A 24,484-nucleotide genomic window follows, 5' to 3' on the forward strand; every position below is an offset into this window, starting at 1 on the left:
AGTGTTGAGCGCCTCGGAGGTCGAAACACGGGCGTGCGATTACTACGGCTGCGCTCAACATCAACATCTTCAGCAGACAGACCCGCCCAAGAAACGGAAAAAGGTCGCCTGAGCCTGCACTAGTAGCCACAACAAGGCCGAGCGGGAAATTTGCCCGGCGGTGTTGATGCGAAAGGCCAGTTACGGCAGCGCCAGCGCCAAGGGGGGCCGGAGTATTATGATGTGGATTTACCGCAACCTCAAGCAACGCGGCCTCGACCCGCTGCAGGAAACCGAAACCGCTCTGCGTCAATTCATGACGACCGGACAACTGCCGCCCTTGCCGACGAAAATCTGTTCAACGGACTGCAGGGTTACCTTTGGAGTAATCAACGCCACCGGCACGTCTGACCGCCGCAATGGCTTTTTTCCAGACGTCGCGATCGAAGTCTGAGCTGGACCCCAAAAACAGGACAGTCGACCAAGCTAGTGTTGGTTGTCCAAGAAAGGGAAAGCGCCGGAAGACGCACACGGCGGCGGCGTTCAAGGCGCAGGTGGCCCTGGCGGCGGTCCGGGGAGACAAAACGATCAACGAACCGGCGGGATTGCACGAGGTGCATCCGACGCTGATCCACTCGTGGAAGAAGCAGTTCCCGGCCAACGCCGGGGAGTTGTTCGCGGGCGGGACGAAGCCTCCGTCGGCTGACCATGAGACGTTGCAGACGCAACTCCACGAACAGACCGGCCTCCTGAAGACGGGGTTGAACTGGCTCAAAAAAAGCGGCAGCCTCGGTTGAGGAGCGGTGGCCCCGGGTCGATCCCGACGACCCGGAGTTGAGCGTGAGCCGTCAGTACGAGGTTTTGGGACTGGCCCGGTCGAGCCACTATTTCGAGCCGGCGGCGGAGCCGGCCGAGAACATTGAGCCGATGGAGAAGGTCGACCGGTTGCACACGGACCATCCCTTCCCGGGCAGCCGTCGGATGGCGGCCTGGCCGGGAAGGGATGGACATGAGGCGAACCGCAAGGGGATGCGACGTCTGATCCGGCTCACGGGCCTGGAGGCGGTGTGTCCAAAGCCCAACCTGTCGGGCGGTGGCGCGAGCCGCAAGGTATGGCCGTGTCTGCTCCGCGATGTGCCGATCAAGCGGATTGACCAGGTGTGGAGCACGGATATCACCTGTGTTCCGATGCCGTCGGGGTTCATTTGTTTGACGGCGGTGATCGACTGGCACAACCGTTATGTGCTGTCATGGCGGCTGTCGAACACGCTGGATGCGGGTTTCTGCGCGGAGGCGCCGGACGAGGCGTTGAACACGGGTTGTCCGGAGGTGTTTAACACGGATCAGGGCAGGGCGTCCAGTTCACCTCGGAATCATTCACCTCGGGGGCGAAGGCGAGCATGGACGGCCGGGACCGGTGCCTGGACAACGTGTTCGTGGAACGGCTTTGGCGAAGTGTGAAATACGAGGAAGCATATTTGTGGCGCCACGAGACGGTGGCGGCGCCGTGGGCGAGATTGAACCGGCGCTTCGATTTCTACAATCGGGAACGGATGAGCCAATCCCTGGAGAATCGAACAACGGCGGAAGTTTATGGAAAGTGTCGGAAGTCGGGGAAGGCAGGACGTGCGTTTTCGGAGGCATGACTCCGGCGTCCGATGATGGAAAAGCCCCCTGCTCCCGAAAGAGTCGGGGGCGACACGCCATCGGCCGGGTTATCCTTTGGATGGATGCTCGCCAGCAGAGCCACCCGCCGTTTCACCCGGCCACCAGGCGATACCGGACGTTGGCCCGACATACAAGGGCAACCCGATGTCATCGCCACGGCAAACCGGGAAAAGTGTAGCGAAGAGCCACCCGTTTTTTGTCCAACAAATGGGGTCCACTTCATTTAATCGAGACGGGCGACAGATCATCCCGCCGGCGGCCATTGAAGGAGCGGTCGTGTCGATCCAGCAAAAAGAGGTTCGATTGTTCGAGGACACCGACGGATTAGCCTCGTTTTTCTTTTCCATGTGGCAGACAATACGCGATACTTGGCGGGATTCTTGGCAGGAAGGAAACAAATTGCTCGGCAAAGTCGGCATTGTTTGTGTGGCCCAATATTTGACCGATGCACTTGTCCAACTATCCGACCTCGATCTCCTTGATCTGGCCAACCCGATTGCAGTGAGCACGCGGGTGACCGAAATGCTCAGTTATCAAGCACCGCGACTGTGGGAGGTCGAATGGGTATCAGCAAGTTACGACACTAAAGCTGGTCGCGCAGCCGTCGTCGAGGCTCTCGTCCGGATTGGACGTAACCTCCGACGGGGATTGTCATGGCATGAGGAGGTCAAACTGGTCGATCCGGCGAGCATTGGTGAGGCAGACTCCCCTTCCGGACGGTGAAGCTTTGGCCCGAGCCTGTTAACTTTTTGACGCATTCCACACCAGTTGCTTGTACTGTACCAACAAATAGTTCGCCAGCACTTGGATATCCTTTGGAGTATTCTGCACTTCGTTCGATTTTCGCAGATAGCCCAGGCCGAACTCCCAGTGGCCCTCGGTCCAGCGGCACACTGGTTTGAGGGCTGTGAGGTCTTTCTGAAATTGCTCTTCTGTCGGCATGCCGGTTTCGCGGACGCGATCGGCGATTGCATCCATCACGAAGCCGAGCGAGACCACGCCGACCCCGTGCAATAGTCACGATTCCTTCGGCTTTTTATCCCACACCTCGTTGAACACATCTCCCGTCGCCGACCAGAACGCTTTCAGCACGCGCAACATCGCGTCCGTGTCTTCCGACGCCCGGTCTCCCCGAGGTCGGTACAGCACCCCGTCGCTGAGGCTGTTCTCGATCATTTTGATGAGCGAATTGTCCTTGATCAGCCCGTCTGGCATAGTCGGGGTCTTGATCCGGCCTCTCAGCGGCGAGTCGTCGTCCAGGTTGAGGCGGTCGAGAAGGGAGATCGGAAATCGCCGCTTGCCGAGCACCGTTGGCAAGCGGGCTTCGGTCGCCGGCAAAAGTTCATACACGAGGCCCTTGGGCCGCGGCTTGGTGTTGTTCACCAAGATGAACTGCTCCCGTTGTTCGCTGTCGTTGCCCGCGACAAAACCGACCACCCAAACCGGGAACCCTGTGATTGTGGATTCGCGGATAGCCGCCAGTCGCTGCTGCCCATCCACAATCCACCCCGGCTTCCGTGCGTCGGAGCCAACTGGCAACGGGATCACCAGTTCACCGGCCACGGACGGGGTGTCCGCCGGAACGCGGGAAGAGGCAAGCGGCTCGAAGCGAACGCTCGGATCGAACACCACCACCACCGCGTTCGGCAGCATCGGGTTGTCGGACTCCAAATACGCTCGGATCTCGGCGATGTGCGAAACCACCTCGGGCCGCTGGTAACCGACCACGCGGTGACTCTCGTCAGCCCAATTCGTGACACTGTGGCGAACTCTTCCACTCGCTTCCCGTCCACCGCGAACGCATACAACACACGATCCCGTCCCTGACGCATTCGCAGGGCGGGCACCCTGAGCAGTTCCGGTCCGAAGAGGACGGGGGGTGTCACACGCTTGTTCGACTTGCTCATGCGGCTTCGTCCCCGGCGGCGATCGCCTTCTGGATGTCGCGGTAGGTCACATACAGGATGTGTAACCCTCGGCGGCGGTTCCGCTCGGCTCCACGGAAGAGCACACAATGGATGCCGAGCGCGCCGCAGATGGCGCACCCGTACTTCTCCCACGGCCGCTCAGCCAGCGTTTCCCGATATCTGGCGACATTCCCGGCGTGCGTGTCGAAGGGCACTTCGTACCGATGAGCCGCAGTTGATCCCCAAGCATCAGCGTCGCCTGGAGGGGTTCGACGAGAAGATACTGGCTCTGTACGCCAAAGGCCTGACCACGCGTGACATTCAGGAAGTCGTCAAGGAACTTTACGGAGTGGACGTGTCACTAACGCTGGTGTCGGAGATCACCATGGATCTCGACGCCGAGGTGACCGCCTGGCGAACCCAGCGTTTCGACGTGTTCGCTAGGCGGTCATCTGTCTCGACGGCATCGTCGTGCATGTTCGCGGGGACAACGGGCGGGTCTCACCGCACGCGATGCACGTGGCCTTGGGCGTGAATTTGCAGGAAAAAAGGAGCTCTTGGGCCTGTGGCTCGGCGGTAATGAAAGGGGGCGAAATTTTGGCTGTCTCGCCTGACGGATCTGAAGAACCGCAGGATGAAGACCTGTTCGTGGTGTGCGTCGATGGCTTGAGCGGGTTCGGCGAAGGCCTTCCCGCAGACGAAAGTGCAACGCCGCATCGTGCATCTGGCGCGAGCCGCGTTGAGATATGTGACCGACAAGGATAGCCGTGAAGTCACCGACGATTTGAAGAAGATTTGTCAGGCCGCCTCGACATCGGAAGCAGAGCAATCGCTGGATGAATTCGAGCGAAAGTGGGGCGGGAAACATCCAGCCATCGGGCGTCAATGGAGGTTGCGCTGGACGGACATCATCGCCATGTTCGAGTTCCCTCCCGCGATCCACACGACGAACGCCATCAATTCGGTGAACAGCATGATCCGGAAGTTCACGCGAAACCGGAAGCAGTACCCGAACGCGGAGTCGGCGCTGAAGCTGGTTTGCCTGGCGATCCACGAGGCATCGAAAAAGCGGACGATGCCTCGTCGTTGGCTGGAAGGCCGCCCTGAACCACTTCGCCGTGTTGTTTGAAGGCCGGATGCCAACCACATCCGGCTAATGACTGCAACTGCCGTTCCCAATTCTCTTGACACAAAAGAAATTACAGGCCCTGGGAAGTCAATATTGTCGGCAATCTTCAAGCCAGTAATGGAACGGAATCTGGCAGCATCGAAACACACAGCACGCTGGCTGGCGTGCCCGCAGGCGGTTCGCTGATTGGCGGCATCAGTGATTTCAGCGGAAGCATTCGTTCGACGCTGGCCATGGGAATGGTCAAAATCGGTGGCGATATCAAGGGGACCGACAGTCCCAACACGTTTGGCGACTTGAGTGGCACTGGTTACATCGAGGCGAAACGGATCATCAGTTTGAATATCGGCGGTTCTCTCATTGCGGGACGGATAACACAACCGGCGTTTATGCGAACAACGGGGCGATTCGTGTGGCCGATGACATTGTCACGGCAACTATCGGAAATGTGATAGGCAACAGCACGAATCCGGCGATAGTATCCGCTCGCGGGAGCGCGACCCCCATGTCTGCCAAAGATTTGGCTATTGGTCGGCTGACGATCAAAGGCCGCGTGGAATTTGCCCAAATCCTGGCCGGAGTTGACGTGTCTGGAACGGCGACAAACGCCGATGCCCAAATTGGGCCAGTGAGCATTCTCGGTGACTGGATTGCCACCGTCATCGCAGCCGGGGCTGTTTCGACGAACGCCTTTTTCGGCGACGGCGACGATGTGAAGATTTCCGGCGCCGGTGTCAAGGATGTGGCGACCGTGTCATCGAAGATCACCAGCCTGAGTATTGGCGGCCAGGCGATTGGCACCTTGGGCGGGACCGATTTTTTCGGTGTCGTGGCCGAAAATGTCGGTTCTCTGAAAATCGGCGGGGTCGCCATTCCCTTGGTCGCCGGCAACAGCAATGACGACCACTTTCTTGGCATTACCGGCGATTTCAAAATCAACGAAATTTGATGCGCAACGAAGGGAAGATCAGCGAGGCGGGCGCGGTCCCTGTCGGCGGCCCGGCGGACGACCGGCACCGCCAACCGGACCTTTTCGCGGAGCCGGCCTTTGAGAGCCTCCCCGGTTGTTGGATCGACCACCGCCACCGGCCGAGGGAGGGGGTGCTTGTTTGTAATCGAAATCCGGCAGCGAAACTCGCGGAAGCCGCTGGCCGACTTGTCGTTCGATTCTCGCCAGCGAGGATTCCTCCGCCGGTGACACGAGGATGAACGCATCCCCCTCGGCCCCGGCCCGGCCGGTGCGGCCAATCCGGTGGATGTAATCCTCGGGTACGTCCGGCACATCTGTGCTGATGACATGCGTCACATGGGCGACATCCAAACCACGGGCGGCGATGTTCGTGGCAACCATGATCTGACAGGCGCCTCGCTTGAAACCTTCCATCGCTTTGGTGCGTTGGGCCGGGGTCCGGTTGCTGTGCAATTCGGCCACCGTGAATCCGTCGGCCGCGACGACTCGGGCCAGTTTCTTCGCCTCATGCTTGGTTCGCGTGAACACCAATACCGACGGCATTTCTGTGTGCCGAAGCAGATACCGCAACAGGGCGGTTTTCAGGTGTTGGGGAACCGGGTAGGCAGCTTGGGTGATGCCCACAGCCGTCGCAGTTCGCTTGCCGATTTCCACCGCCACCGGATTTTTCAATAATTCGGCGGCGAGCTTGGCAATGACCGGCGGCATGGTGGCTGAGAACAACAGCGTTTGTTTGCGGCCAGGCAAACGGGAGACGATCCGCTTGACATCCGGCAAAAAGCCCATGTCCAGCATGCTGTCGGCTTCGTCCAGCACTAGTGTGCTGACGGTGGCAAAGCGAGGAGCCATCTGGCTCATCAAATCGAGCAACCGGCCAGGCGTGGCGACGACAATATCCGGCCCGGCCTTCAATGCCCGTTCCTGCGGACCCACCGGCCGGCCGCCGACGATGATCGCCGACTTGATTCCCGTGTGCGCGGAAAAACCGCGACAGGCATCCTCGATCTGTCCGGCCAGTTCGCGAGTTGGCGAAATGATGACGGCCCGCGTGACGCCTCGCGGCTGGTCAATCATTCGATGCAGGATGGGCAGAAGAAACGCAGCGGTTTTCCCGGTTCCCGTCTGGGCGGTGGCCAGCACGTCCTTCCCCAAAAGAGCGGGGGGAATCGCCCCGGCTTGCACGGGGGTTGGCTCGGCATACTCCAGTTCCTTCGTGGCCTTGATGAGCAGAGGGTGCAGGCCAAGTGACTTAAACGGCATCGTGACTCCGTGGTCCGCCGGGGGTTGGCGGCCTCAAAAGAGCTATTGTAGACACGCGCTCGCCAAACAGGCAGGGCGACGCCAGTGGTGATTCTTTATCGCCCGCCTAAACTGGTGATTGCGTTCGCTGTTTCAACCTCTCACTCCCGAGGGAAATCATCATGATGAAACATTGCTGGAAGTTGCTCGCCATCGCCCTGCTGATAGGTGCCATCACTCCGTCGGCCCGGTCGGCTGACGAAGCGCGCGTCCGTCCCGACATTGTCTATGGCCACAAGGATGGCCTCGCCCTGACGTTCGATGTCATCTCCCCTGCCAAGCCAAGCGGGGCGGCGATCATCTGGATTCAAAGCGGCGGATGGTATTCCACCTGGACCGATCCCGCCATCTGGCCGGCGGTCGGGAAGCCTTATCTTGACAAGGGCTATACGCTCATCATCCTCCGTCACGGCAGCGCCCCGAAATATGCGATCCCGGATGCCGTCGCCGACGTGCGGCGGGCCGTCCGATTCATCCGCATGAAGGCGGCCGATTATGGTGTTGATCCCGAGCGGCTCGGCGTTACCGGCGGCAGTGCCGGGGGGCATCTGACCTTGATGCTGGCCACCACTGGAGACGATGGCGACCCGATGTCCAAAGACCCGGTCTTGAAAAACAGCAGCAAGATCGCGGCCGCCGTTGCCCTCTACCCGCCGACGGACATCAGCAAATGGGTGACCGACCCGCCAGAACCTATCAAGAGCATCCCCACCCTCAAGCCACCGCTGACCTTCGACGCCAAACTGGCGCCGGAACTCTCTCCGCTGCTCAAAGTGACGGCCAAGACCGCCCCGTCGCTGATTATTCACGGCGACAAGGACCAACTGGTGCCGATCATTCACGGCCAACAGATGCGAGATGCAATGGAAGCCGCCAAAGCTCCGGTGAAACTGGTGACCATCGAAGGCGCCGGACACGGCTACACGCCCAAACAAAATCAGGACACCGTTCTGCCGGAATCGATGAAATGGTTCAACACGTATCTGGCTGAAAAGAAGAAAGAAGACAAGGCCCCGTAAAAGGCCGGTTTTCATGGATGCGGCAGTTTCCAGAGGAGTTACGGCGCCGGAAATGGTATGATCCGGGCCAGCCGTTTCTTCCTCTTTGAAGTGCCACCGATGCTTCGTCACACATTCTTCCTCCTGCTGTTCGCATTTCCCGTCCTTGCCGCCGAATCGGCTGATCTGATTCTGCACAACGCCAACATTCTCACCGTTGATGCCAAATTCTCGACTGCCCAAGCCATCGCCATCCGAAATGGCCGGATTATGGCTGTTGGGACTGATGGGGATGTTCTCAAGCTCAAAGGCTCTGAAACGAAGATCATTGATGCGAAAGGCAAAACCATCCTGCCTGGCCTGATGGACAGTCACGTTCACCCGGTCGGGGCGGCGATGAGCGAGGCGATTGCCCCCATGCCGGTGTTGAAGTCCATTGTGGCTGTGCGGGACCACATCCGCAAACAAACAGAGACGACGCCGAAGGGAAAGTGGATCGTCATTCGCTATGCCTTCCCCACCCGGTTGGACGAGGCCCGCTTCCCGACGAAAGCCGAGTTGGACGAGGTCGCCCCCGATCACCCGGTTCTCTATCACGCCGGGCCGGCCGGGGTGGCCAATAGCATGGCCCTGAAAATCTCGGGCGTCACCAAGGACACGCCGAACCCAACGGCCGGGGTGGTGGTGAAAGACGAGAAAACCGGCGAGCCGACCGGGATGCTGCGAAACGCCTACGGCGTGTTAAAGGGCGTCCCTTCCGAATCCGAGTCGCTGACATCGGCCGAGCGACTGACCGCTTTAAAAAATCTTCTCTCGCGTTACAACGCCGAAGGACTGACGAGCATCGCCGACCGCAACGCGAGCCGGAGTGATCTGGATATGTATCTGGCCCTCAAGAAAGAGAAACAATTGAACCTGCGGGTCAATGTCGCTCGTTCATTCGGCTCGGCGGGAACACCGGCTGAAGTCGGCAAACGGCTGGACGAACTCGCCGGCAAGGATGGTTTGGGCGGCCCCACGGGTGTCGGGGATGAATGGGTCCGCATCGGGCCGATCAAGATGTTCCTTGATGGCGGCATGTTGAACGGAACCGCTTTCATGCGGGAGCCGTGGCCAAAGGGGGATACGTATCAAGTGACGCAAACCGATTACCACGGGCTGTTGTTCATCAAACCGGAACAACTGAAAATCGTGGTATTAGAGGCCGTGAAACGCAAATGGCAGGTGACGGCCCACTGCGCTGGGGAACGGGGGATGGACATTCTGCTGGATGCCTACGAGGCGGTGAACGAGACGACGCCGATCAACGACCTTCGCTTCTGCATCACTCACGCGAACTTCCCGTCGAAGATGAATCTGCAACGCTGCCAGAAGCTTGGCGTCTGCGCGGATGTCCAGCCCGCCTGGTTGTACAAAGATGGCGGCGCGCTGATGAAGGTGCTTCCCGAAAGCCGTATGCGCTGGTTCCAACCGTACAAATCATGGATGGAACACACCACCATCGGCGGCGGCAGTGATCACATGCTGCGCTACGATCCCTTCATGGCTACCAACCCTTGGAGTCCCTGGCTCGGCATCTGGACCGCCGTGACCCGCAAGACAGAGCGGAGCGGCATCCATCAACCCGACGAAGCATTGAGCCGGGAACAGGCGATTCGCCTCTACACGATCAACAATGCCTATCTGCATCATGAAGAGAAAGAAAAGGGAAGTCTTGAGGTCGGCAAGTATGGTGATCTTATCATGGTTGACCGCGATGTAATGAAATGTCCGGCCGATGATCTCCGCGATGTGAAAGTTCTTTACACCATCGTCGGTGGCCGGGTGGTTTATCAACAAGCCGGAATGCCTGCTCAAAAATGATTTCCGGGCGGATTCCCTTGACACCCCGGAAGTCGCCCGGCAATTACTTGCCGTTCAAGCTCTTGATGAATTTTCGCAGATGGGTGATTTCCTTCTTTTGCTCCGAGCCGGGGAAATCGTCCTGCCAGCCAACGGTGTGTGGTCGTTCCTTTTCGTAGACCACACTGATTCCATGTGAAAATTTCAGTTTTCCGGCCGTTGTCGGGAGTTGATCCAACAAGACGGTCGCCTCTGCGATCTTTCCAGAACCGGCGTATACAACGGCCAGGTAAAACCGGACTGACATTCCGGCGGGAGAATGGGGTTCGGAACCGGCCAGTGCTTCTTCCAGTTCCTTCGTCCTCACCTCGTCCCACGGACCGAACCCGCCCGCTGACAGCCGGGATGTCAGGGCTTTTTCAATGGCCAGACGAGCGAGGCTATCCTCTTCCCGGCGTTGATCCCAAGGCTCCAAGGTCGCCTTAAAAACGCCAATCAGCTTGGTTTTCCAAGCGGTCGGTCCGGTCAGCGTCAGTTCGGCGCTCCCGGCCCGATACATGTTGAGATCGCTGAAACCCTTGATTTCACGCCCTTTCGGCAGCCCGAAAAACTGCCACCATGTCATGCCGAGCCGGGCGCCCATGTTGTGGGTGTGCAGCCCGAATTTTTTGTTCCCCCAGACATACTCTTGCCGGGTGTCGGGAACATTGGAGGCATCGTCCGTCTCTTCCCACGACTCCCGATAAGCGGGGACCGGAATCGGCGGAAATGTCAGCGGACGTTCGCCGGGTTTGGGAGTGATCAAAAAACCCTTTTCATCCCGTCGGAATTTCACGAATTGCGAGGAGGTACGATCAATCGTGGAACCGTCCGTCAACGGTCCCTCAATTTCCTGGCCGGTGGCCGATTTCAACACGGCGAGATAGGCGACGGCCAGCGCGTGCAAATCGATCCCGCCGTTTTTCGCATGACGGTTGGAAATGGGCACAATAATCGTGGTTTCGACGACTGAAGCCATTTGAATGTCTCCGCTCTTGAGTTCATTAATTGCAGGCCGATGGCCCGCCATCTTATCCTACTTCGACCCAACGACCTTGATCGTTCGCTCGATTGAGCTGACATTTCCCTGCCTGTCGCGCACGCTCACGGTGACTTTGCCTTTCGGCAAATCCACCACAGGCTTCTCCAGCACATATTCCAACACACCCTGCGACTTTTCTTTGAATTTCTTCGCAAGATTTTCCCCGGCCGGGATTCCGTCAAGCGAGAAATCGGCCGTCACGGTAAGGCTGTCGGGTTCCAGCCCGGTGAGATAATCGTGCGTGCCGATCACGATCCGAGACAACGCAGGATTTACTCCCGGCAAAGGCGAAGACATCGTGAGAATCGGGCTGATTTCCACCTGAAACAACCTTGATTGATTCGTCTGCTTCCGATTTCCGGACGACGCTCACCGGCTCTTTGAATAGTCATTGGCGAGACTTGTCTTGCTTCTTTAAGACAAGATGCGGTTCACTTCCGTTCTTCGAGTTTGCCGGAGTGTTGGATGGCCCGGAACAAGCGAAATCCCAGCACGCCGCTGGTGACACATCCGAGCACGCCGAACAGTGACACTCCCCGGACAAGCGGGGCGGCTTGATAGGCCCACATCATGGCCGAGCCGACGAACAGAGCGCTCGTCATCATCCCGAACACCAGACGGTTTACCGATGGTTCCAAGTGTTCATGCCGCAGACGGACGATGATTTCCTGCTGGCGGGCCTGCCGGAAGAGTGACCGCACTTGTCGCGGCAGCGAGCGGATCAATTCCTCCCAATCTTTGGCGGCGATCCAAGATCGCTTTAAAAATGATTTTGGAGAAAGACGTTTCAGGACTGCCTTCTTCTGAAAATCAACCAGCAATTCGGCGATATTGAACTTCGGGGACAACCGCTGACAGGTCCCCTCCAACACGATAAACACTTTCATCAGAAGACTGATCGAAGGCGGCAGGGCGATCTGAAATTTCCGGATGGCCTCGCTGAAATCGTTCAGGGCCGGACCGATGCGGAATTTGTCCATCGGAATACCCCAATAAAACGCCAGTTGTTCCGAAACCTCCGCCTGTACCTCGGCCGACTCCACATCCGCGGGGACATCCCCCGCTTGAAGAATCAGTTCCGTGAGATGGGCGAAATCACGGGAATCAATGGCCTCCAATCCCTCCTCGATTGTTGATCGCAGCGCGTCGTCGATTCGCCCGACCATGCCAACATCGATCAGCCCGATCTGCCCGCCCGGCAGGACAATGATGTTGCCCGGATGCGGGTCCGCATGGAAAAACCCGTCGCGGAAAATCATTTGCAGACACAACTTCGCCCCTCGCCGGGCCAGTTCATCCAGATCAATCCCGGCGGCGCGGACAGAGGTTGGATCGGTGAGCGGCAAACCGGGCAGGAAGTCCATTACCAACACACTCCCGGTAGACAATTCGGGGTGGGGCCTCGGAAACCTAACCGTTTCATCATTGGCGAAATTCTGCCCAAACAATTGCAGGTTTCGCAATTCCCGATTGAAGTCGAGTTCCCGCAGCAACACCCGCTGGAACTCGCCGACAGTCTTGACCGGGCGATAAGCCCGCAGATCACTCAAGTTGGCCTCGGCAAGTTCCGCAAGGGTCCGCAAGATCGAAAGATCCTTGTGAATTCGGTCGGCAATGTCCGGGTGTTGCACCTTGACGGCCACCATCGTGCCATCCCGCAGTGTCGCCCGATATACCTGCCCGATGGAACCGGAAGCCACCGGTGTTTCCTCGAAGGTGGCGAACAGTTCGGCCAGCGGTTTCTTCAATTCGCGTTCGATGGTTGCCTTCGACACTTCAAATGGGTCGGGGGGCACGCTCGATTGCAAATGGGCCAATTCGTCCGCAAGAGCGAGGCCGACGAGGTCGCGGCGAGTGCTGAGGATTTGGCCGAACTTGATGAATGTCGTCCCGAGTTCGGTGAAGGCCATCCGAATGCGGGCCTCATGCGTGACCCCGGCGAGATTGGCCAGCGGCGAGCGACGGACGAAACGGCCGATGAAGTGTGAATCCATCCGGCCGAGCCAGTCTGCGATGCCGAACTTGACCAGAACGGCCGATATCTCGACAAGGCGGGCGATGTTGCCGGCCAATTGCGGGATGCGGGTGAAGTCAATGTTCAAGGGGAAGCCTCGGCGAGCCGGATCGATCAAACGTGGAGTTATTTAATCAGAAGTTCACCATCTCGGATTGCGAATGCCGCGACGACCCGACCCCGATCATTTTGGATTGGTTGAGACTTACTTCCCGCCGGGATAAACTGGCGTGGAACTCCGGAGATTCATCAACATGACCGAAAAACTCGAAGGGGACAAGTTTCGGGCAAAAGCGAAACTTGTTTACCGGCTTGTTTGCATGGGAATCATGATCGGCGTGGTTGGTGTTGCTGTCCTTGGCTGGCTGTCGGGCGGGTGGATTGGCTTGGGGATTGCTTCCATAATCGGCCTCGTCGGCGGTTTTGCCGTGTTGACGACGGCCGTGATGTTTTTTGCCATGACTCAAGACGGGGCTTGATTTGAATCACCGGATGAAAAGCCGGAACTGATCGCTCGAAGTCGCAGGTTGCCGCTGCGCGGGGTGATCGGATAATATCCGAATGAGCGACAAAGAATCCGTGGAAACCATCCCCACAAGCAGCAACAATTCGGAATCACCCCCTGGCGGTTGGAGTCTCAAAGGGGAAATCGCCCGTCGCCGGACGTTTGCGATCATCTCTCACCCGGACGCCGGGAAAACGACCCTCACGGAAAAATTCCTGCTCTATGCCGGTCAGATCGCCGAGGCCGGGGCCGTTCGCGGTCGGAAAACCACGCGGGCGGTCACATCGGACTGGATGGCCCTCGAACGGGAACGCGGCATCTCCATCAGTTCGACAGCCCTTTCGTTCACTTATCACAACCACGTGCTGAACCTGCTCGACACGCCGGGCCACCAAGACTTCAGCGAGGACACCTACCGCACCCTGGCGGCCGCCGACAGCGCCGTCATGGTGCTGGACGTGGCCAACGGCGTCGAAATGCAGACACGCAAACTGTTCAAAGTGTGCGTCGCCCGCGGCATCCCGATTTTGACGTTCATTAACAAGATGGACCGCATGGGGAAATATCCCCTCGACTTGTTGGCTGAAATTGAAAAGGAGCTCGGCATCGAACCCGTGCCCGTCAACTGGCCAATCGGACTGGGCGAGGAGTTTCAGGGCGTTTATTCCCGCGACCGGGACGAGTTTTTACTGTTCTCCCCGACCGAACGGGGATCGCTTCAAGTGCCGACGCGCATTTGCAAACCGGCCGACCTAGACCGGGAAGTCGGCGACAAGTTTGCCTCCCGCTGCCGGGATGAACTGGAATTGCTCGACGGCGCCGGGGGCCAATTTGACCGCGAAAAATTCTTGGCCGGGAAGCAAACCCCGGTGTTCTTTGGCAGCGCCGCGAGCAACTACGGCATCGAACCGTTTCTGGATGCGTTCATCGGCCTGGCGCCCACCCCCGGTCCCCGGAAGTCCGCGAGCGGCCCCATCTCGGCCGAATACGAACACTTCACCGGGCAGGTTTTCAAGATTCAAGCAAACCTCAATCCCAAGCACCGCGACCGCGTGGCATTCGTGCGAGTCTGTTCTGGCGTCTTCACTCCGGAAGCCGAACCGGTCGTCGCCCAGACGGGCGAGCGATTGAGAGTCAAAGGCTCGCACCGTCTGTTCGCCAAGGACCGCGAAGATGTTCACGAAGCTTATCCCGGCGACGTGATCGGCCTGTCGTTCACCAAGGGTGTTCGTCTCGGCGACACGCTGGGAACCGGGCCGACCATCGAATACGAAGGGTTGCCCCAATTCAGCCCGGAAAGTTTCGCATGGGTGCGATGTCCTGACACCGGCCGGCGGAAGCAAATGGCCGAGGGGCTGCGCCAACTCGGCGACGAAGGGGTGATCCAAGTCTTTTCCGATCCCGGCAACGGCAAAGCCCCAATCCTTGCGGGAGTCGGCGAGCTTCAGTTTGATGTGGTGAAGTATCGGCTGGAAACCGAATACAACGTGAAAGTGGAAATATCACCGCTGCTTTATAAAGCAGGCGCGTGGGTGATGGCCAAAGAGACGATCCCGCCGGATTATCAACCATTCGCCGGGACGAAACTCGTGCATGATCCTCGCGGCCGGCCCGTGCTTCTGGCGGAGGATGCCTTCACGATTCGTTACATCCAAGGCAAGGAAAAATGGCTGGGATTGAAGCCGTTCGGTGATGCGATGTTTGCCCCGACGGAATGAAAAACTTGGAGGAGAAAAAGCACAATTGCCTTTTCTCCTCGCTTCTCCACATCGAACGAACAGTTCCGCCGCAGGTCTTCACCACAGGACCATGGCGGCTGGTATAATTCCCGCATGGAACCACCGAGTCTGCTTGCCGTCGCCACCGCTTACCATGAAGCCGGGCATGCCGTCGTCGCCCTCGCATTGGACCGGCCCATTCATCAGGTGAGCATCATCCCGAGCAAACAATTTCTCGGCATTTGCAAGTTTCAAAAAGGGACGAGCCGCTCCAGCGACGACCCGTTGGAGCGAGAGGTAATGATCGCCCTTGCGGGACTGGCAGCCGAGGCCCGGCACACCGGCGAATATGACCGCGTCGGGGCCGGGCGGGATTTGCGATTGGTCCGCGAACTGGCGATCCAGCGGGTGGGCGAACGGCAAGTTGAACGATTTGAACGCCGGATGCTCGGCAAGACAGAGAACCTGCTGGCTGACGATGGCTGTTGGAAAGCGGTGGAACTGATTGCCGCCGAACTGCTGAAATCGGGCGTCATCAGCGGCCGGGCCGCGCGACACCTCTACGAACAAGGATGTCGCGAATGCTGACCCTCTACATCGACGCCGACGCCTGCCCGGTGAAGGATGAGATTTACAAGGTGACGGAACGCTTTGCCATGCCGGTGATCGTGGTTGCCAATTCACCAATGCGAATCCCTAGAAGCGACCGCATCAGCCTTGTGGAGAAAAAAGGCTTCGATGGCGTGGATGACTGGATCGCCGAGCAATGCGGGCCGGGGGATATCGTCATCACCGCCGATATTCCGCTCGCCGCCCGTTCGCTTGCGAAAGGGGCCAAGGTTCTCGATCCGCGAGGCGTCCCCTTCACGGAAAACGACATCGGGGTTGCCTTGGCGATGCGGGATTTGATGAACGAACTCCGTCAAACCGGTGATGTGACCGGCGGCCCCGCCCCGATGACGGCGAAGGACCGCTCGAATTTTTTGAACAAACTCGATCAGGTGATTCACGCGGTGCGTCGGGCACACCCGCCGAAGAAATAACCCGGCGGACTTATTTCTCCACCTTCAACAACACAGACTTCGCCCCATGTTCCGTGCCTTTGCCTTCGCGTTTGGCCAGCACAACAAAAGGAAGCTGTTTCGGCGTCACCCACGGCTCGGCATAGATCACCACATCCCGTTGCGTGTCCTTTTCCGTCACCAAGATTCCGTTCAAGCCGATGTCTAACACGCGCACGCCATAGGGAAGGCCCCGAACTTCGAGCGGGATACGCCCCGTGAAGCCATTGCGGCGTTCGATCTTCACTGTCAGGCGGGTTTCGCCACCGGGTTTCACCGTCACCGAGTCGGTCATGGTGGTCGTCACGATGTCGCCGGGTTCCAAAAGGGCAGGCATCCCGCCGTTGGCTTCATGGATCACCGGTTTGCCGTCGATGATGGCCGTAGCCGTGAGTTTCAGCGGGGGATGCTTTTTCGGCTCGGTATTCCCCGCCGTCGGGGCGGCATAGAGGGCGAAGCTGGCGCTCGCCTGTCCGGCTTCGATCTGAGTGACCGGGGCATCAAACCCTTCGGGCAGGTTCTCCAGTTTCAATTGGACCGGCCCGGCGAAGCCATCCAATCGGGTGATGGCGGCGCTCACGGGAATCGATCCCCCTTTCCAAACGGCCGGGGCAGTCGGGGTGAAACTCACGGCGAAATCCGGCTTTGGTGGGCGAACCGTGAGCCGATAGCCGAAATCAGCCCGGCCCATTCCGCGTGAATCACCGATGCGGACTCGGTATTCGCCGTCGGCGGGTGGATCAAACGTGATATGGGAATCTTTGCCGTACAACGCCCCGCCGTCGTCGTTGCGATAAGCCAGTCGGAAGACCGGCATGCCGTTCGGCGGGAAACTTGTCCCCGGCGGGTGAATTTCCACCTTGTAAACCGGCGCCCCCATCGGGTGGTGGCCGGTCGTGGTGTCGAGTTGGCCTGCTCGCTGGCCGTTGACGGCGTAAAAGCTGCAATCGGCATCCGGGTTCGGCGGCAGGTTAAAGATGCGCAGCAACTCCGTACCGACGTAGACATAATCGCCCATCGCCAGTTCGTTCCAAGTTTCCAACCGGATGTTCGACTGATTGGAATCGTGATCGCGGAAGGCCACAAACGTGCGAGCCACGCATCGCAGAGTCGCCCGGCCTCGGGGTTGGTCTTTGTCGTCAAGAATCTCCAGATACGAGTCGAGGCCGGAGCCGATTCGCCGGGCGTTCACTTCCAGAATCAGCGGCTGGCCCTTTTTGGCGGCGAATGTCCAAGTGTCAGTTTTGCCGGATTGAGAAATGACCCCGTTGGCTGTGCCGGGCACAGGAATGACATGTCCGCTCGTGATCTCCGCAAACTCGCCGACAATAACAGACATTTCGCCCAATGGTTGCTCGGTCATGCCCGCCATTGGAACCGGAATTTTGGAACCAGGCACGGCCATCGCGGGAACATCGACCGTCGTTTCACGCGACGGCAGATTCACACCAACCAATTGAAGTTTGGATTGCTTGCCTGCAGAAACTCCCATCGGCAACACACGAGTGACAACGGAAACACCGCCGATATGCAACCGATAGGAAAACTCGCTTCCACCACGGAATTCTTTGTCGCGGATGCCGATGGCATAGGTCCCGTCCGCCGGGATTTTATACCCGAGCAGTGTGGTTCCCTCGGCAATCACAGCCCCGCTGGCGTCGGTGAGTTCGACTACGGGTTCCATCTTGGAACCAGCGATCGAGACGATCACTTGCACGCCGATTTCCTGATTGGCCTTCGCGGTGAAACGATAATAGTCGGCCTCCCCGGCTCGTGTCAGTTGCCCGACGAGCGTGGCGGGCAGAGTAACAGTGTGGCCGCGTCTCGCGGAGTCGTTCCCCGTTGAATCCAAGGCCACTTCAAATCGATCGGCGAAGAATCGCATCGCCGTAAAAGATCCGGCCGGATTTTTCACCGTCAGGGGAACCAACCCGGCGGGGATCGTGGCGGGAAGCGTCAGTTCCACCGTGCGTTGTTTGTCAGAGCCGCCGGGCAATATCTTGATCGTCACGCCGGGCACACCGGCATCAATGGCGCTATCATCGGACAAGTCGGTTCCGTCGATGGTCAACTTCACCGTTTGGCCGCGTCGGGCGTGATCGGGAGTGATGCTCCCCACCATCGGGGCTTTTGGTTTTTCCGGCAATAATTGGCTGACAAGTTGCCCTTTCGCCGGTTCCAAAAGTTGCAGTACGCCATCAAACCGGCCAACGGCCACCCGCTGGCCATCCGGCCGCACGGCCAGACTCAGCATCGTTTCAGGTTGCGGCGGGAACACGAATTGTTCGACCATTTTGGCTGTGTCCCATCGTTTGAGGTTCTTGCCCTCGCTCATGGAATACAGTGTTTTGCCATCAGCCCCATAAATGAGTTTCGTCACCGGAGCGGTATGGGCGAACACAGAACTCACCAGTTTGCCTCCCTCGGCATCGGCCTGCCAGATACGAATGCTCTTGTCCGCGCCGGCGGCCGCGAGGAGTTTCCCCTCCGGATGCCATGTCACCGCATAAACCCAATCGGTCGGATCACCGAGAGTATAAAGCCGTTTGCCCGCCGTCACATCCCACACTTTGACGGCCCGGTCAGCCCCCGCCGAGGCAAGGAGTTTTCCAGCCGGATGCCACGCGAGGCCGTACACCGTGTCGCTGTGGTCTTTCAATTGTTGAACGGGTTCCTTCGTCGAAGCGCCGACGGTGTTCCAAAGCATGATGCTGCGGTCATACCCTGCCGAGGCGAGTTGTTTGCCATCCGGGGAAAAGTCGAGGGCGTACACGATATCCCGGTGCCCAGTAAAGGTGGCCTTGGCCGTGAGCATTCCCGTCTTGTCGTCCATTCCAAAGAGTTGCACGGGGCCAGATTTTCCCGGTTCTCCGGAAGCGACGGCCAGCAATTTGCCATCCTTGGAAAACCGCAAGGCCGTCACCCGTTGGGTGAACCCGTCAAGACGGGAAGCCGCCTGATTGTCGCCATCAAGAAAGACCCGGACTTCTCCATGCAATCCGGCCAGCAGGAACTTGCCGTTCGGATGGTAGGCCAAAGCGGTGACCGGAGCAGGCGGGACCGCAAAAAGAGGGGAAGCCGCGAGGAGAAGGAGAAAGAGAGATTTCATGATGGAATTTTCGATGGAGGGAAGATTCCGCAAGAAAAGAAGCCAAGCGTGCGTTGTCTTCCTCAATGATTAAACACAAATTCTCGCGTCGTCAGCACGGCCCAAAACACATCTTCAATCGCTTCCCGTCGCCCTAGCGGGGTCTTGTCGTATTCACCCATCGCGGCTGTGAGTTTTCGCAGTTCGTCGGCGGTCGGTTCCCGGCTCAACGCCAGCGAAAACACTTCGCTGATGACGTTCGCATCGGCCGCCTTGGCATTCAACATTCCGGCCACGCGGGATTTGTCTCCTCGGAGTTTGTCATTCAACAACTGGCCGTTGTTCAGCATCAATGCCTGGCTGACGGTCGAATCCTGCTGGCGTTCACAAGAACATGTTTGCTGGCGGTCCGGCCGGCCGAACGCATCAAGGAACTTGGAGGCCACCCGCGAATCCGGCAGTTGCAAGGCCCGCACGCCCTCGGGATAATTGTTCGTCCCGGCCGTGCCGCCCTCGACGCCCGTGTACACCAGGTTGAACGGCGTCGGCACGTTGGTCACTTGGGAGAGGGCGTCAAGCATCACCTCGGCGGACATCCGTCGAAGCAGATATCGGGAATAAAACCGGTCGTCTCCCTCATTGCCGGGAATCGGCTTCGCGGATCGCTGATAGGCGGCCGAGTTGAGAATCAACCGGATGAGGTGTCTGACATCGTACTTGTTGTCGACGAATTCCTTGGAGAGAGCGTCAAAGAGTTCACGATTGGTCGGCGGGTTGGTTTCTCGCAAATCATCCTCGGCCTCCACCAATCCGCGGCCAAAGAAGTTCTTCCAAACGCGGTTGACGAGGGCTTTCGAGAAGTACGGGTTCTTCGGGGAAGTCAGCCAGTCGGCGAAATGAAGGCGGCGGTCGGCGGTCGAATCAAGCGTCATCGCCTCGCCATCCAACGGCGTCGGCGGCATTGCGATGTTTCGGCGAGGATGCAGCACATCGCCTGTGAAATTGGCCTGCACGATCACCTCGCCGGGGCGTTCGCCGTTCTTCATGCTCACGCGACTGAACAGGTTGGCCATCGACCAGTATTGGTCCTGCGTCCATTTTTCGAGCGGGTGGTTGTGGCAACGGGCGCAGGTGATCGACATGCCCAGAAACGTGATGGCCGTCGATTCCGTGAGGTCGGCCACATCTTTGTGAAGCACATAGAAATTGCCGCCGCCTTGATGCAGTGAACTGCCGCTGGCCGTCAGCAAATCGCGGGCGAACTTGTCCCACGGTTTGCTGTCGGCCACCGATTGCCGGATGTTGCGATAAAAGGACCACATCGCCGGTTGCGGGAGCTTCCGCGTGGAGACGAGCAGCACGTCGCTCCATTTGTACGTCCAGTAATCCACAAACTCTGGACGGTCGAGCAACGCATCAATCAGCTTGGATCGCTTGTCCGGCGACGGATCGGCTAGGAATTTGCTCACCTCGGCGGGGGTCGGCAGAATCCCGGCGGCGTCGATGAACACCCGCCGGATGAACTCGGCATCCGTGCAGCCGGGAGACGGAGGAAGGTTCAATTCCCGGAGTTTGCGAAGAACATGCTCGTCAATGAAATTATTTTTGGGCGATTTGACAAAGGTTTGCTCGTCCACGTTGTTGGCGAACGGGGCCGAGACAGTCAGAGTGGCCACCACATTGCCGAAGATGGCGCTGATCGCTGCCTCGCCGTAACCGCCGACAGTCACCAAACCATCCTCGTTCACATCGGCGGCCGTTGCCTCGCTGCTCACAAACTTGGCCAATCGCGTCACGTCCACGGTTCGGCCGTCCGAGTATTTCGCCAGCACAACCGTGCGAAGCGTGTCCTTCGGTTTCAATCTTGCCTGTTTGGGGAAGACTTCGAGCGAAGTGATTTTCAAATCGGCGTCGGAAAGGCCGCTGGCGCCGCCATGAATCCAGTCAAGGATGGCGGCCGATTGCCAGCCATTACGTTCAATGCGAGCACCCCCGCCGTGGGGCAGGATTCTCGACCCTTTCAACACAAGCAGGCTTTTGTCCGGTAGCGTGCGATCCACCCGCCGCGAGAGGGCCTGCCGGGTGATGACGAAATGATCGGTTTCGCCGTCGTATCCCCGCAGACTGAGCTTGAACCCGCCTTTGCCCGCCAGTGCCCCGTGACATGCCCCGGAATTGCATCCGGCCCGCGTGAGAATGGGCAACACATCGTTGCGGAAACTCGGCGGCGTCGGATCGGCCGCCTTGGCAACGATCACTTTCACCATCGCGGTTTGCCCGTCGGCCGTCGCCGTGATGACAGCTTCCCCATCGGCGACCGGTTTCACTTCCCCCTCGGCCGAAACGACCGCGATGGCGGGCATTGAAGAAACAAACTTGGCTTTCGCCGTGCGGTCACCCGTCACAGGGTCGGAAACCACGTCGGCGACAATCAATTGCTGAACCGCCCGAGGACCGGTGAGCGACACCTGCGGCGGATAAATACGAAGCTCACCGGCAGTTCCCAGTGCCGATGAAGCAAGAGCAAAAAGGATGACGAGGAACCGACTGAACATGACGACCCAGGGAGAAAGAACGGGGCGAAGATTAAGAGCGTTCGGAAACAATGAGGAATACCCACGAAAACCAAAGTTTTTGCTTCATTATTTCCGAACGCTCTAACTTGAAAGCGAGGCAGGCTCTCACATCATTTGCCATAAAAGTTCAAGACAATGGCTATAATCGGCCATCCAATGAATTCAATCGGCCCGAGGATAATGCCCGCAAAGGCGTGCCCTTTGCCTCCGATTTTCGGCTTCTTCGCGGCATCTTTCAATGCAAGGATGCCAAGAATAACAGCAATCGGCCCGAGGATGAAGTTGGCAAAAGGAATCAACCCAAACACAGAGCAATAATAAGCCCACAGGGCCTTTTTGTTCTTGTATGGGATGATCTTCTCAACCCCTCCGCTCTTTTTCTTTTTCGGGCGTGGAGCGTCGTCATCGTCGTCGTCGACTACCTTCGGCTTCTTTTTGGGCCGCGGCACGTCATCACCGGCCTCGGGCGTCCTGAGTTTCTTTTTGGGCCGGGGTGCCTCATCCTCGTCTTCATCATCCGGTCTTCTGGCGCGTTCGGGAGGCTTGCCGGGTCGTTTCGGTTGATCTGCCATTTCGGCTTATCCATTCGTGTTAAAAGTCATCAAAATCCCCCAAGTCAACGATCAGTCTGCGTCAGCCGGTCGTTGACTTGATCCGCCATGACAATCCCCGGAGATCACCGTTTCATAATTAGGTTGAGGATCACAAAAGCAATTAACACCAAACCCGCCACCAACTCAATGGCGCCCAAGACAATTCCGGTGATGGCGTGCCCGCTTCCTTTGGCTTCGGGATAACGCTTGGCATGCTTCAAGCCCAAGATTCCCAAAATCAATGGCACGATCCCAAAGATTCCCAGTCCAAGCACACATGAAATCAATCCGAACACGCCACAATAGTAGGCCGCCAATGCCTTGCCGTTCTTGTACGGAATCAGGCCTCCCATTCCGCTGTTTTTATAAGGGTCTCGGCGACCTCGCTTCGGGGCATCATCGTAATCATCCTCGTCATCAACTCGGGGGCGGGGCTTTCGCTTTGGCCGAGGCGATTCATCATCGTCATCTTCGGCAGGCCGTCGTCGAACAGGTTCGTCAGGCATTCATCACTCATTGGTTAAAAGACAATTCAAGAATGTCAGAAAAGTTCCTTGATGGGCTGGAGGCTAAACTCCGCCAGCGGGATCGGCCGGCCTTGCGGGCCGGGCAGTTCCTTGTGCGGGTCGAGGCCCAAGCCTTTGAACACAGTGGCGGCCACCTCTCCGGGGGTGACCGGTTGCGTTTTCGGGGCGTAGCCAAGTTCGTCGGACTCGCCGATCACCCGGCCGCCTTGAATTGGTCCCCCGGCCATCGTGATGGTCCACACGCCGGGGTGATGGTCCCGGCCGCCGGCCGGGTTGATCTTCGGCGTGCGGCCGAATTCGCCCATTGACAGCACCATCGTGTTTGAAAGGAGGCCGCGTTGGGTCAGATCTTCCATGAGGGCCGAATAAGCCTGGTCGAAATTCGGGGCGACCAGTTTGGCCATCTGTTCAATGTCCGTGAACGGCTTCGAGCCATGGATGTCCCATGTGATTTCGTCGAAAACCGTTTCAAACATATTCACGGTCACGAACCGCACCCCGGCTTCGATGAGCCGTCGGGCCATCAGGCAACATTGCCCGAACCGCGTGCGGCCGTAGCGGTCGCGCACGTTCGACGGTTCCTTTTCGAGAGCAAACGCCTCGCGGGCTTTCGGGCTGCTCATCAGCCGATAGGCGAGGTTGAAGTTGTCATCCAGTTGCTTTGCGGAGGCGTTCTTCTCGAACGATTCAAACGCCCCGTCCACGGCATCGCGGAGTTTCTGCCGGCGTTCAGCCCGCACGGGGCTGATGTATTCTGGCGGCAGCAGATCGGGAACTTTGAAGTTCGGCACGCTTGGATCGGCGTTCAGCACAAAGGGATCGTGCGATTTGCCGAGATAACCGGCCGTCTGACCGTGCGGGAGATTGCCCCCGGTGCGGCCCATCGGGCGGGGCAACAGAACATGGGCGGGGAGTTCCCCCCGGCCCCCCATCAAATAGGCCAGCGAACTGCCAATATGCGGATGTTCCACGCCGCCGGTGAAAAGACGGCCAGTTTGCATCATCTGGTGCCCGGTGTCGTGAACGGCCGTGGCCGTGTGATAAACCGAGCGCACCAGTGAAAACTTGTCCGCGTACTCGGCCATCTTCGGGAAGATTTCGCTAATCTCCAAGCCGGGGGCCTTGGTGGCGATGGGTTTGAACGGCCCGCGAATCTCGGCCGGAGCTTTCGGTTTCATGTCCCATGTGTCGAGTTGACTGGGACCACCCAATAAGAACAACATGATGCAATTGACATCATGATCCTTTGCCCCGGCGGCTTCCTTGGCCCGCAAATAGCCGGGAAGCGTCAACCCCAGCGTGGCGATGGAACCGGCGTGCAAAAAATCCCGCCGGGAGACGGAATCGCACAACTTGGCTGGCGCAGGGGCATCCAGACGAATCATAATGGAGTTTCCCCGCGTGGGCCGGGTGATGGCGTAATGCTAGGCTAACCGCTTTGTCGGCGGCGGTCAACCGAATAGCCCGCTTGAAAGTGGTTTGGCCAGGGCCATTCCCTGTTTGAGCTTGTGGAGTTGGGCTTGATTGGG

Annotated in this window: 25 protein-coding genes; 13 read left to right on the top strand and 12 right to left on the bottom strand. The window is 58.6% G+C overall.

Features of this window, described 5'->3' with window-relative positions; all coding sequences use genetic code 11:
* Positions 1-217 precede the first annotated feature (217 nt).
* The 4 genes from BGIM_RS0138650 (at position 218) to BGIM_RS0138665 (ending at position 2,370) form a co-directional block, all read left to right on the top strand.
* Positions 218-433, top strand: a complete 216-nt coding sequence (locus BGIM_RS0138650) for a hypothetical protein (protein ID WP_162136332.1) — start codon at positions 218-220, stop codon at positions 431-433.
* Between the two features lie 100 nt (positions 434-533).
* Entirely contained in the window at positions 534-776 is a 243-nt protein-coding gene (locus tag BGIM_RS0138655) for a hypothetical protein (RefSeq protein WP_020474969.1), read from the top strand.
* A 43-nt stretch (positions 777-819) separates the two neighbouring features.
* Complete coding sequence (locus BGIM_RS54710) at positions 820-1,440, top strand: DDE-type integrase/transposase/recombinase (protein ID WP_157369755.1); 621 nt, start codon at positions 820-822, stop codon at positions 1,438-1,440.
* A 351-nt stretch (positions 1,441-1,791) separates the two neighbouring features.
* Complete coding sequence (locus tag BGIM_RS0138665; RefSeq protein ID WP_157369756.1) at positions 1,792-2,370, top strand: hypothetical protein; 579 nt, start codon at positions 1,792-1,794, stop codon at positions 2,368-2,370.
* An 18-nt stretch (positions 2,371-2,388) separates the two neighbouring features.
* Here BGIM_RS0138665 and BGIM_RS66715 read toward each other — a convergent pair whose 3' ends face one another.
* The 3 genes from BGIM_RS66715 to BGIM_RS64000 all read right to left on the bottom strand — a co-directional run bounded on the left by BGIM_RS66715 (position 2,389) and on the right by BGIM_RS64000 (position 3,769).
* Positions 2,389-2,646 (bottom strand): hypothetical protein, encoded by a 258-nt coding sequence (locus BGIM_RS66715; protein ID WP_202947375.1) that lies wholly within the window; start codon positions 2,644-2,646, stop codon positions 2,389-2,391.
* Positions 2,647-2,664: 18 nt separating this feature from the next.
* Complete coding sequence (locus tag BGIM_RS66720) at positions 2,665-3,375, bottom strand: DGQHR domain-containing protein (RefSeq protein WP_020474972.1); 711 nt, start codon at positions 3,373-3,375, stop codon at positions 2,665-2,667.
* A 175-nt stretch (positions 3,376-3,550) separates the two neighbouring features.
* Positions 3,551-3,769 (bottom strand): hypothetical protein, encoded by a 219-nt coding sequence (locus BGIM_RS64000; protein ID WP_020474973.1) that lies wholly within the window; start codon positions 3,767-3,769, stop codon positions 3,551-3,553.
* Between the two features lie 20 nt (positions 3,770-3,789).
* Here BGIM_RS64000 and BGIM_RS68500 point away from each other — a divergent pair, with 20 nt between their 5' ends.
* From BGIM_RS68500 to BGIM_RS0138695, 3 genes are all read left to right on the top strand, one after another.
* The gene (locus BGIM_RS68500; protein WP_029631514.1) at positions 3,790-4,089 is read left to right on the top strand and encodes a transposase; all 300 of its coding nucleotides are present in this window, start codon (positions 3,790-3,792) and stop codon (positions 4,087-4,089) included.
* A gap of 168 nt (positions 4,090-4,257) precedes the next feature.
* Positions 4,258-4,683 carry a transposase gene (locus tag BGIM_RS59030; RefSeq protein WP_029631516.1) on the top strand — a complete coding sequence of 142 codons (426 nt, stop codon included), beginning with the start codon at positions 4,258-4,260 and terminating at the stop codon, positions 4,681-4,683.
* 505 nt (positions 4,684-5,188) lie between these two features.
* Positions 5,189-5,632 carry a hypothetical protein gene (locus tag BGIM_RS0138695; RefSeq protein WP_020474975.1) on the top strand — a complete coding sequence of 148 codons (444 nt, stop codon included), beginning with the start codon at positions 5,189-5,191 and terminating at the stop codon, positions 5,630-5,632.
* An 18-nt stretch (positions 5,633-5,650) separates the two neighbouring features.
* Here BGIM_RS0138695 and BGIM_RS0138700 read toward each other — a convergent pair whose 3' ends face one another.
* Positions 5,651-6,913 carry a DEAD/DEAH box helicase gene (locus tag BGIM_RS0138700; RefSeq protein ID WP_020474976.1) on the bottom strand — a complete coding sequence of 421 codons (1,263 nt, stop codon included), beginning with the start codon at positions 6,911-6,913 and terminating at the stop codon, positions 5,651-5,653.
* A gap of 161 nt (positions 6,914-7,074) precedes the next feature.
* Between BGIM_RS0138700 and BGIM_RS0138705 the strand changes: the two genes are divergently transcribed.
* Positions 7,075-7,971, top strand: coding sequence for an alpha/beta hydrolase (locus BGIM_RS0138705; RefSeq protein WP_020474977.1), 897 nt, complete (start codon positions 7,075-7,077; stop codon positions 7,969-7,971).
* Between the two features lie 249 nt (positions 7,972-8,220).
* Positions 8,221-9,813 carry an amidohydrolase gene (locus BGIM_RS0138710; protein WP_390568183.1) on the top strand — a complete coding sequence of 531 codons (1,593 nt, stop codon included), beginning with the start codon at positions 8,221-8,223 and terminating at the stop codon, positions 9,811-9,813.
* Positions 9,814-9,856: 43 nt separating this feature from the next.
* On the opposite strand, the gene BGIM_RS0138715 is transcribed toward BGIM_RS0138710, so the two are convergent.
* The 3 genes from BGIM_RS0138715 to BGIM_RS0138725 form a co-directional block, all read right to left on the bottom strand.
* Positions 9,857-10,810: a hypothetical protein gene (locus BGIM_RS0138715; protein ID WP_020474979.1), complete on the bottom strand. Its 954-nt coding sequence runs from the start codon at positions 10,808-10,810 to the stop codon at positions 9,857-9,859.
* Between the two features lie 57 nt (positions 10,811-10,867).
* Positions 10,868-11,137, bottom strand: a complete 270-nt coding sequence (locus BGIM_RS0138720) for a hypothetical protein (protein ID WP_157369758.1) — start codon at positions 11,135-11,137, stop codon at positions 10,868-10,870.
* Positions 11,138-11,304: 167 nt separating this feature from the next.
* On the bottom strand, positions 11,305-12,975 hold the full coding sequence (locus tag BGIM_RS0138725; protein WP_238537809.1) for an ABC1 kinase family protein: 1,671 nt from the start codon (positions 12,973-12,975) through the stop codon (positions 11,305-11,307).
* A gap of 166 nt (positions 12,976-13,141) precedes the next feature.
* On the opposite strand from BGIM_RS0138725, the gene BGIM_RS0138730 reads away from it, so the two are divergent.
* The 4 genes from BGIM_RS0138730 to BGIM_RS0138745 all read left to right on the top strand — a co-directional run bounded on the left by BGIM_RS0138730 (position 13,142) and on the right by BGIM_RS0138745 (position 16,153).
* Positions 13,142-13,366, top strand: a complete 225-nt coding sequence (locus BGIM_RS0138730; protein ID WP_020474982.1) for a hypothetical protein — start codon at positions 13,142-13,144, stop codon at positions 13,364-13,366.
* Between the two features lie 82 nt (positions 13,367-13,448).
* Positions 13,449-15,110: a peptide chain release factor 3 gene (locus tag BGIM_RS0138735; RefSeq protein ID WP_020474983.1), complete on the top strand. Its 1,662-nt coding sequence runs from the start codon at positions 13,449-13,451 to the stop codon at positions 15,108-15,110.
* Between the two features lie 114 nt (positions 15,111-15,224).
* Positions 15,225-15,698, top strand: coding sequence for a hypothetical protein (locus tag BGIM_RS54725; RefSeq protein ID WP_020474984.1), 474 nt, complete (start codon positions 15,225-15,227; stop codon positions 15,696-15,698).
* Positions 15,692-16,153: a YaiI/YqxD family protein gene (locus tag BGIM_RS0138745; RefSeq protein WP_020474985.1), complete on the top strand. Its 462-nt coding sequence runs from the start codon at positions 15,692-15,694 to the stop codon at positions 16,151-16,153. Before BGIM_RS54725 ends, BGIM_RS0138745 begins: the two co-directional genes overlap by 7 nt.
* A 10-nt stretch (positions 16,154-16,163) precedes the next feature.
* On the opposite strand, the gene BGIM_RS0138750 is transcribed toward BGIM_RS0138745, so the two are convergent.
* The 5 genes from BGIM_RS0138750 to BGIM_RS0138775 form a co-directional block, all read right to left on the bottom strand.
* Positions 16,164-19,280 (bottom strand): WD40 repeat domain-containing protein, encoded by a 3,117-nt coding sequence (locus BGIM_RS0138750; protein ID WP_020474986.1) that lies wholly within the window; start codon positions 19,278-19,280, stop codon positions 16,164-16,166.
* Between the two features lie 62 nt (positions 19,281-19,342).
* Complete coding sequence (locus tag BGIM_RS0138755; protein ID WP_020474987.1) at positions 19,343-21,814, bottom strand: DUF1553 domain-containing protein; 2,472 nt, start codon at positions 21,812-21,814, stop codon at positions 19,343-19,345.
* A gap of 131 nt (positions 21,815-21,945) precedes the next feature.
* Entirely contained in the window at positions 21,946-22,407 is a 462-nt protein-coding gene (locus BGIM_RS0138760) for a DUF4190 domain-containing protein (RefSeq protein ID WP_020474988.1), read from the bottom strand.
* Between the two features lie 104 nt (positions 22,408-22,511).
* A complete protein-coding gene (locus BGIM_RS61825) occupies positions 22,512-22,934 on the bottom strand; it encodes a DUF4190 domain-containing protein (RefSeq protein WP_084760397.1) in 423 nt (140 codons plus the stop codon).
* Positions 22,935-22,969: 35 nt separating this feature from the next.
* Positions 22,970-24,340 carry a DUF1501 domain-containing protein gene (locus tag BGIM_RS0138775; RefSeq protein ID WP_020474991.1) on the bottom strand — a complete coding sequence of 457 codons (1,371 nt, stop codon included), beginning with the start codon at positions 24,338-24,340 and terminating at the stop codon, positions 22,970-22,972.
* Positions 24,341-24,484: the final 144 nt, after the last annotated feature.

Source organism: Zavarzinella formosa DSM 19928, from assembly GCF_000255705.1.
GTDB lineage: Bacteria > Planctomycetota > Planctomycetia > Gemmatales > Gemmataceae > Zavarzinella > Zavarzinella formosa.

Bases quoted from the DNA above. Each gene is read 5' to 3' on its own strand.
- BGIM_RS0138650 (WP_162136332.1), top strand. From the start codon at position 218: ATGATGTGGATTTACCGCAACCTCAAGCAACGCGGCCTCGACCCGCTG.
- BGIM_RS0138665 (WP_157369756.1), top strand. From the start codon at position 1,792: ATGTCATCGCCACGGCAAACCGGGAAAAGTGTAGCGAAGAGCCACCCG.
- BGIM_RS0138695 (WP_020474975.1), top strand. From the start codon at position 5,189: ATGTCTGCCAAAGATTTGGCTATTGGTCGGCTGACGATCAAAGGCCGC.
- BGIM_RS0138700 (WP_020474976.1), bottom strand. From the start codon at position 6,913: ATGCCGTTTAAGTCACTTGGCCTGCACCCTCTGCTCATCAAGGCCACG.
- BGIM_RS0138705 (WP_020474977.1), top strand. From the start codon at position 7,075: ATGATGAAACATTGCTGGAAGTTGCTCGCCATCGCCCTGCTGATAGGT.
- BGIM_RS0138710 (WP_390568183.1), top strand. From the start codon at position 8,221: ATGGCTGTTGGGACTGATGGGGATGTTCTCAAGCTCAAAGGCTCTGAA.
- BGIM_RS0138715 (WP_020474979.1), bottom strand. From the start codon at position 10,810: ATGGCTTCAGTCGTCGAAACCACGATTATTGTGCCCATTTCCAACCGT.
- BGIM_RS0138730 (WP_020474982.1), top strand. From the start codon at position 13,142: ATGACCGAAAAACTCGAAGGGGACAAGTTTCGGGCAAAAGCGAAACTT.
- BGIM_RS0138735 (WP_020474983.1), top strand. From the start codon at position 13,449: ATGAGCGACAAAGAATCCGTGGAAACCATCCCCACAAGCAGCAACAAT.
- BGIM_RS54725 (WP_020474984.1), top strand. From the start codon at position 15,225: ATGGAACCACCGAGTCTGCTTGCCGTCGCCACCGCTTACCATGAAGCC.
- BGIM_RS0138745 (WP_020474985.1), top strand. From the start codon at position 15,692: ATGCTGACCCTCTACATCGACGCCGACGCCTGCCCGGTGAAGGATGAG.
- BGIM_RS0138750 (WP_020474986.1), bottom strand. From the start codon at position 19,280: ATGAAATCTCTCTTTCTCCTTCTCCTCGCGGCTTCCCCTCTTTTTGCG.
- BGIM_RS0138755 (WP_020474987.1), bottom strand. From the start codon at position 21,814: ATGTTCAGTCGGTTCCTCGTCATCCTTTTTGCTCTTGCTTCATCGGCA.
- BGIM_RS0138760 (WP_020474988.1), bottom strand. From the start codon at position 22,407: ATGGCAGATCAACCGAAACGACCCGGCAAGCCTCCCGAACGCGCCAGA.
- BGIM_RS61825 (WP_084760397.1), bottom strand. From the start codon at position 22,934: ATGCCTGACGAACCTGTTCGACGACGGCCTGCCGAAGATGACGATGAT.
- BGIM_RS0138775 (WP_020474991.1), bottom strand. From the start codon at position 24,340: ATGATTCGTCTGGATGCCCCTGCGCCAGCCAAGTTGTGCGATTCCGTC.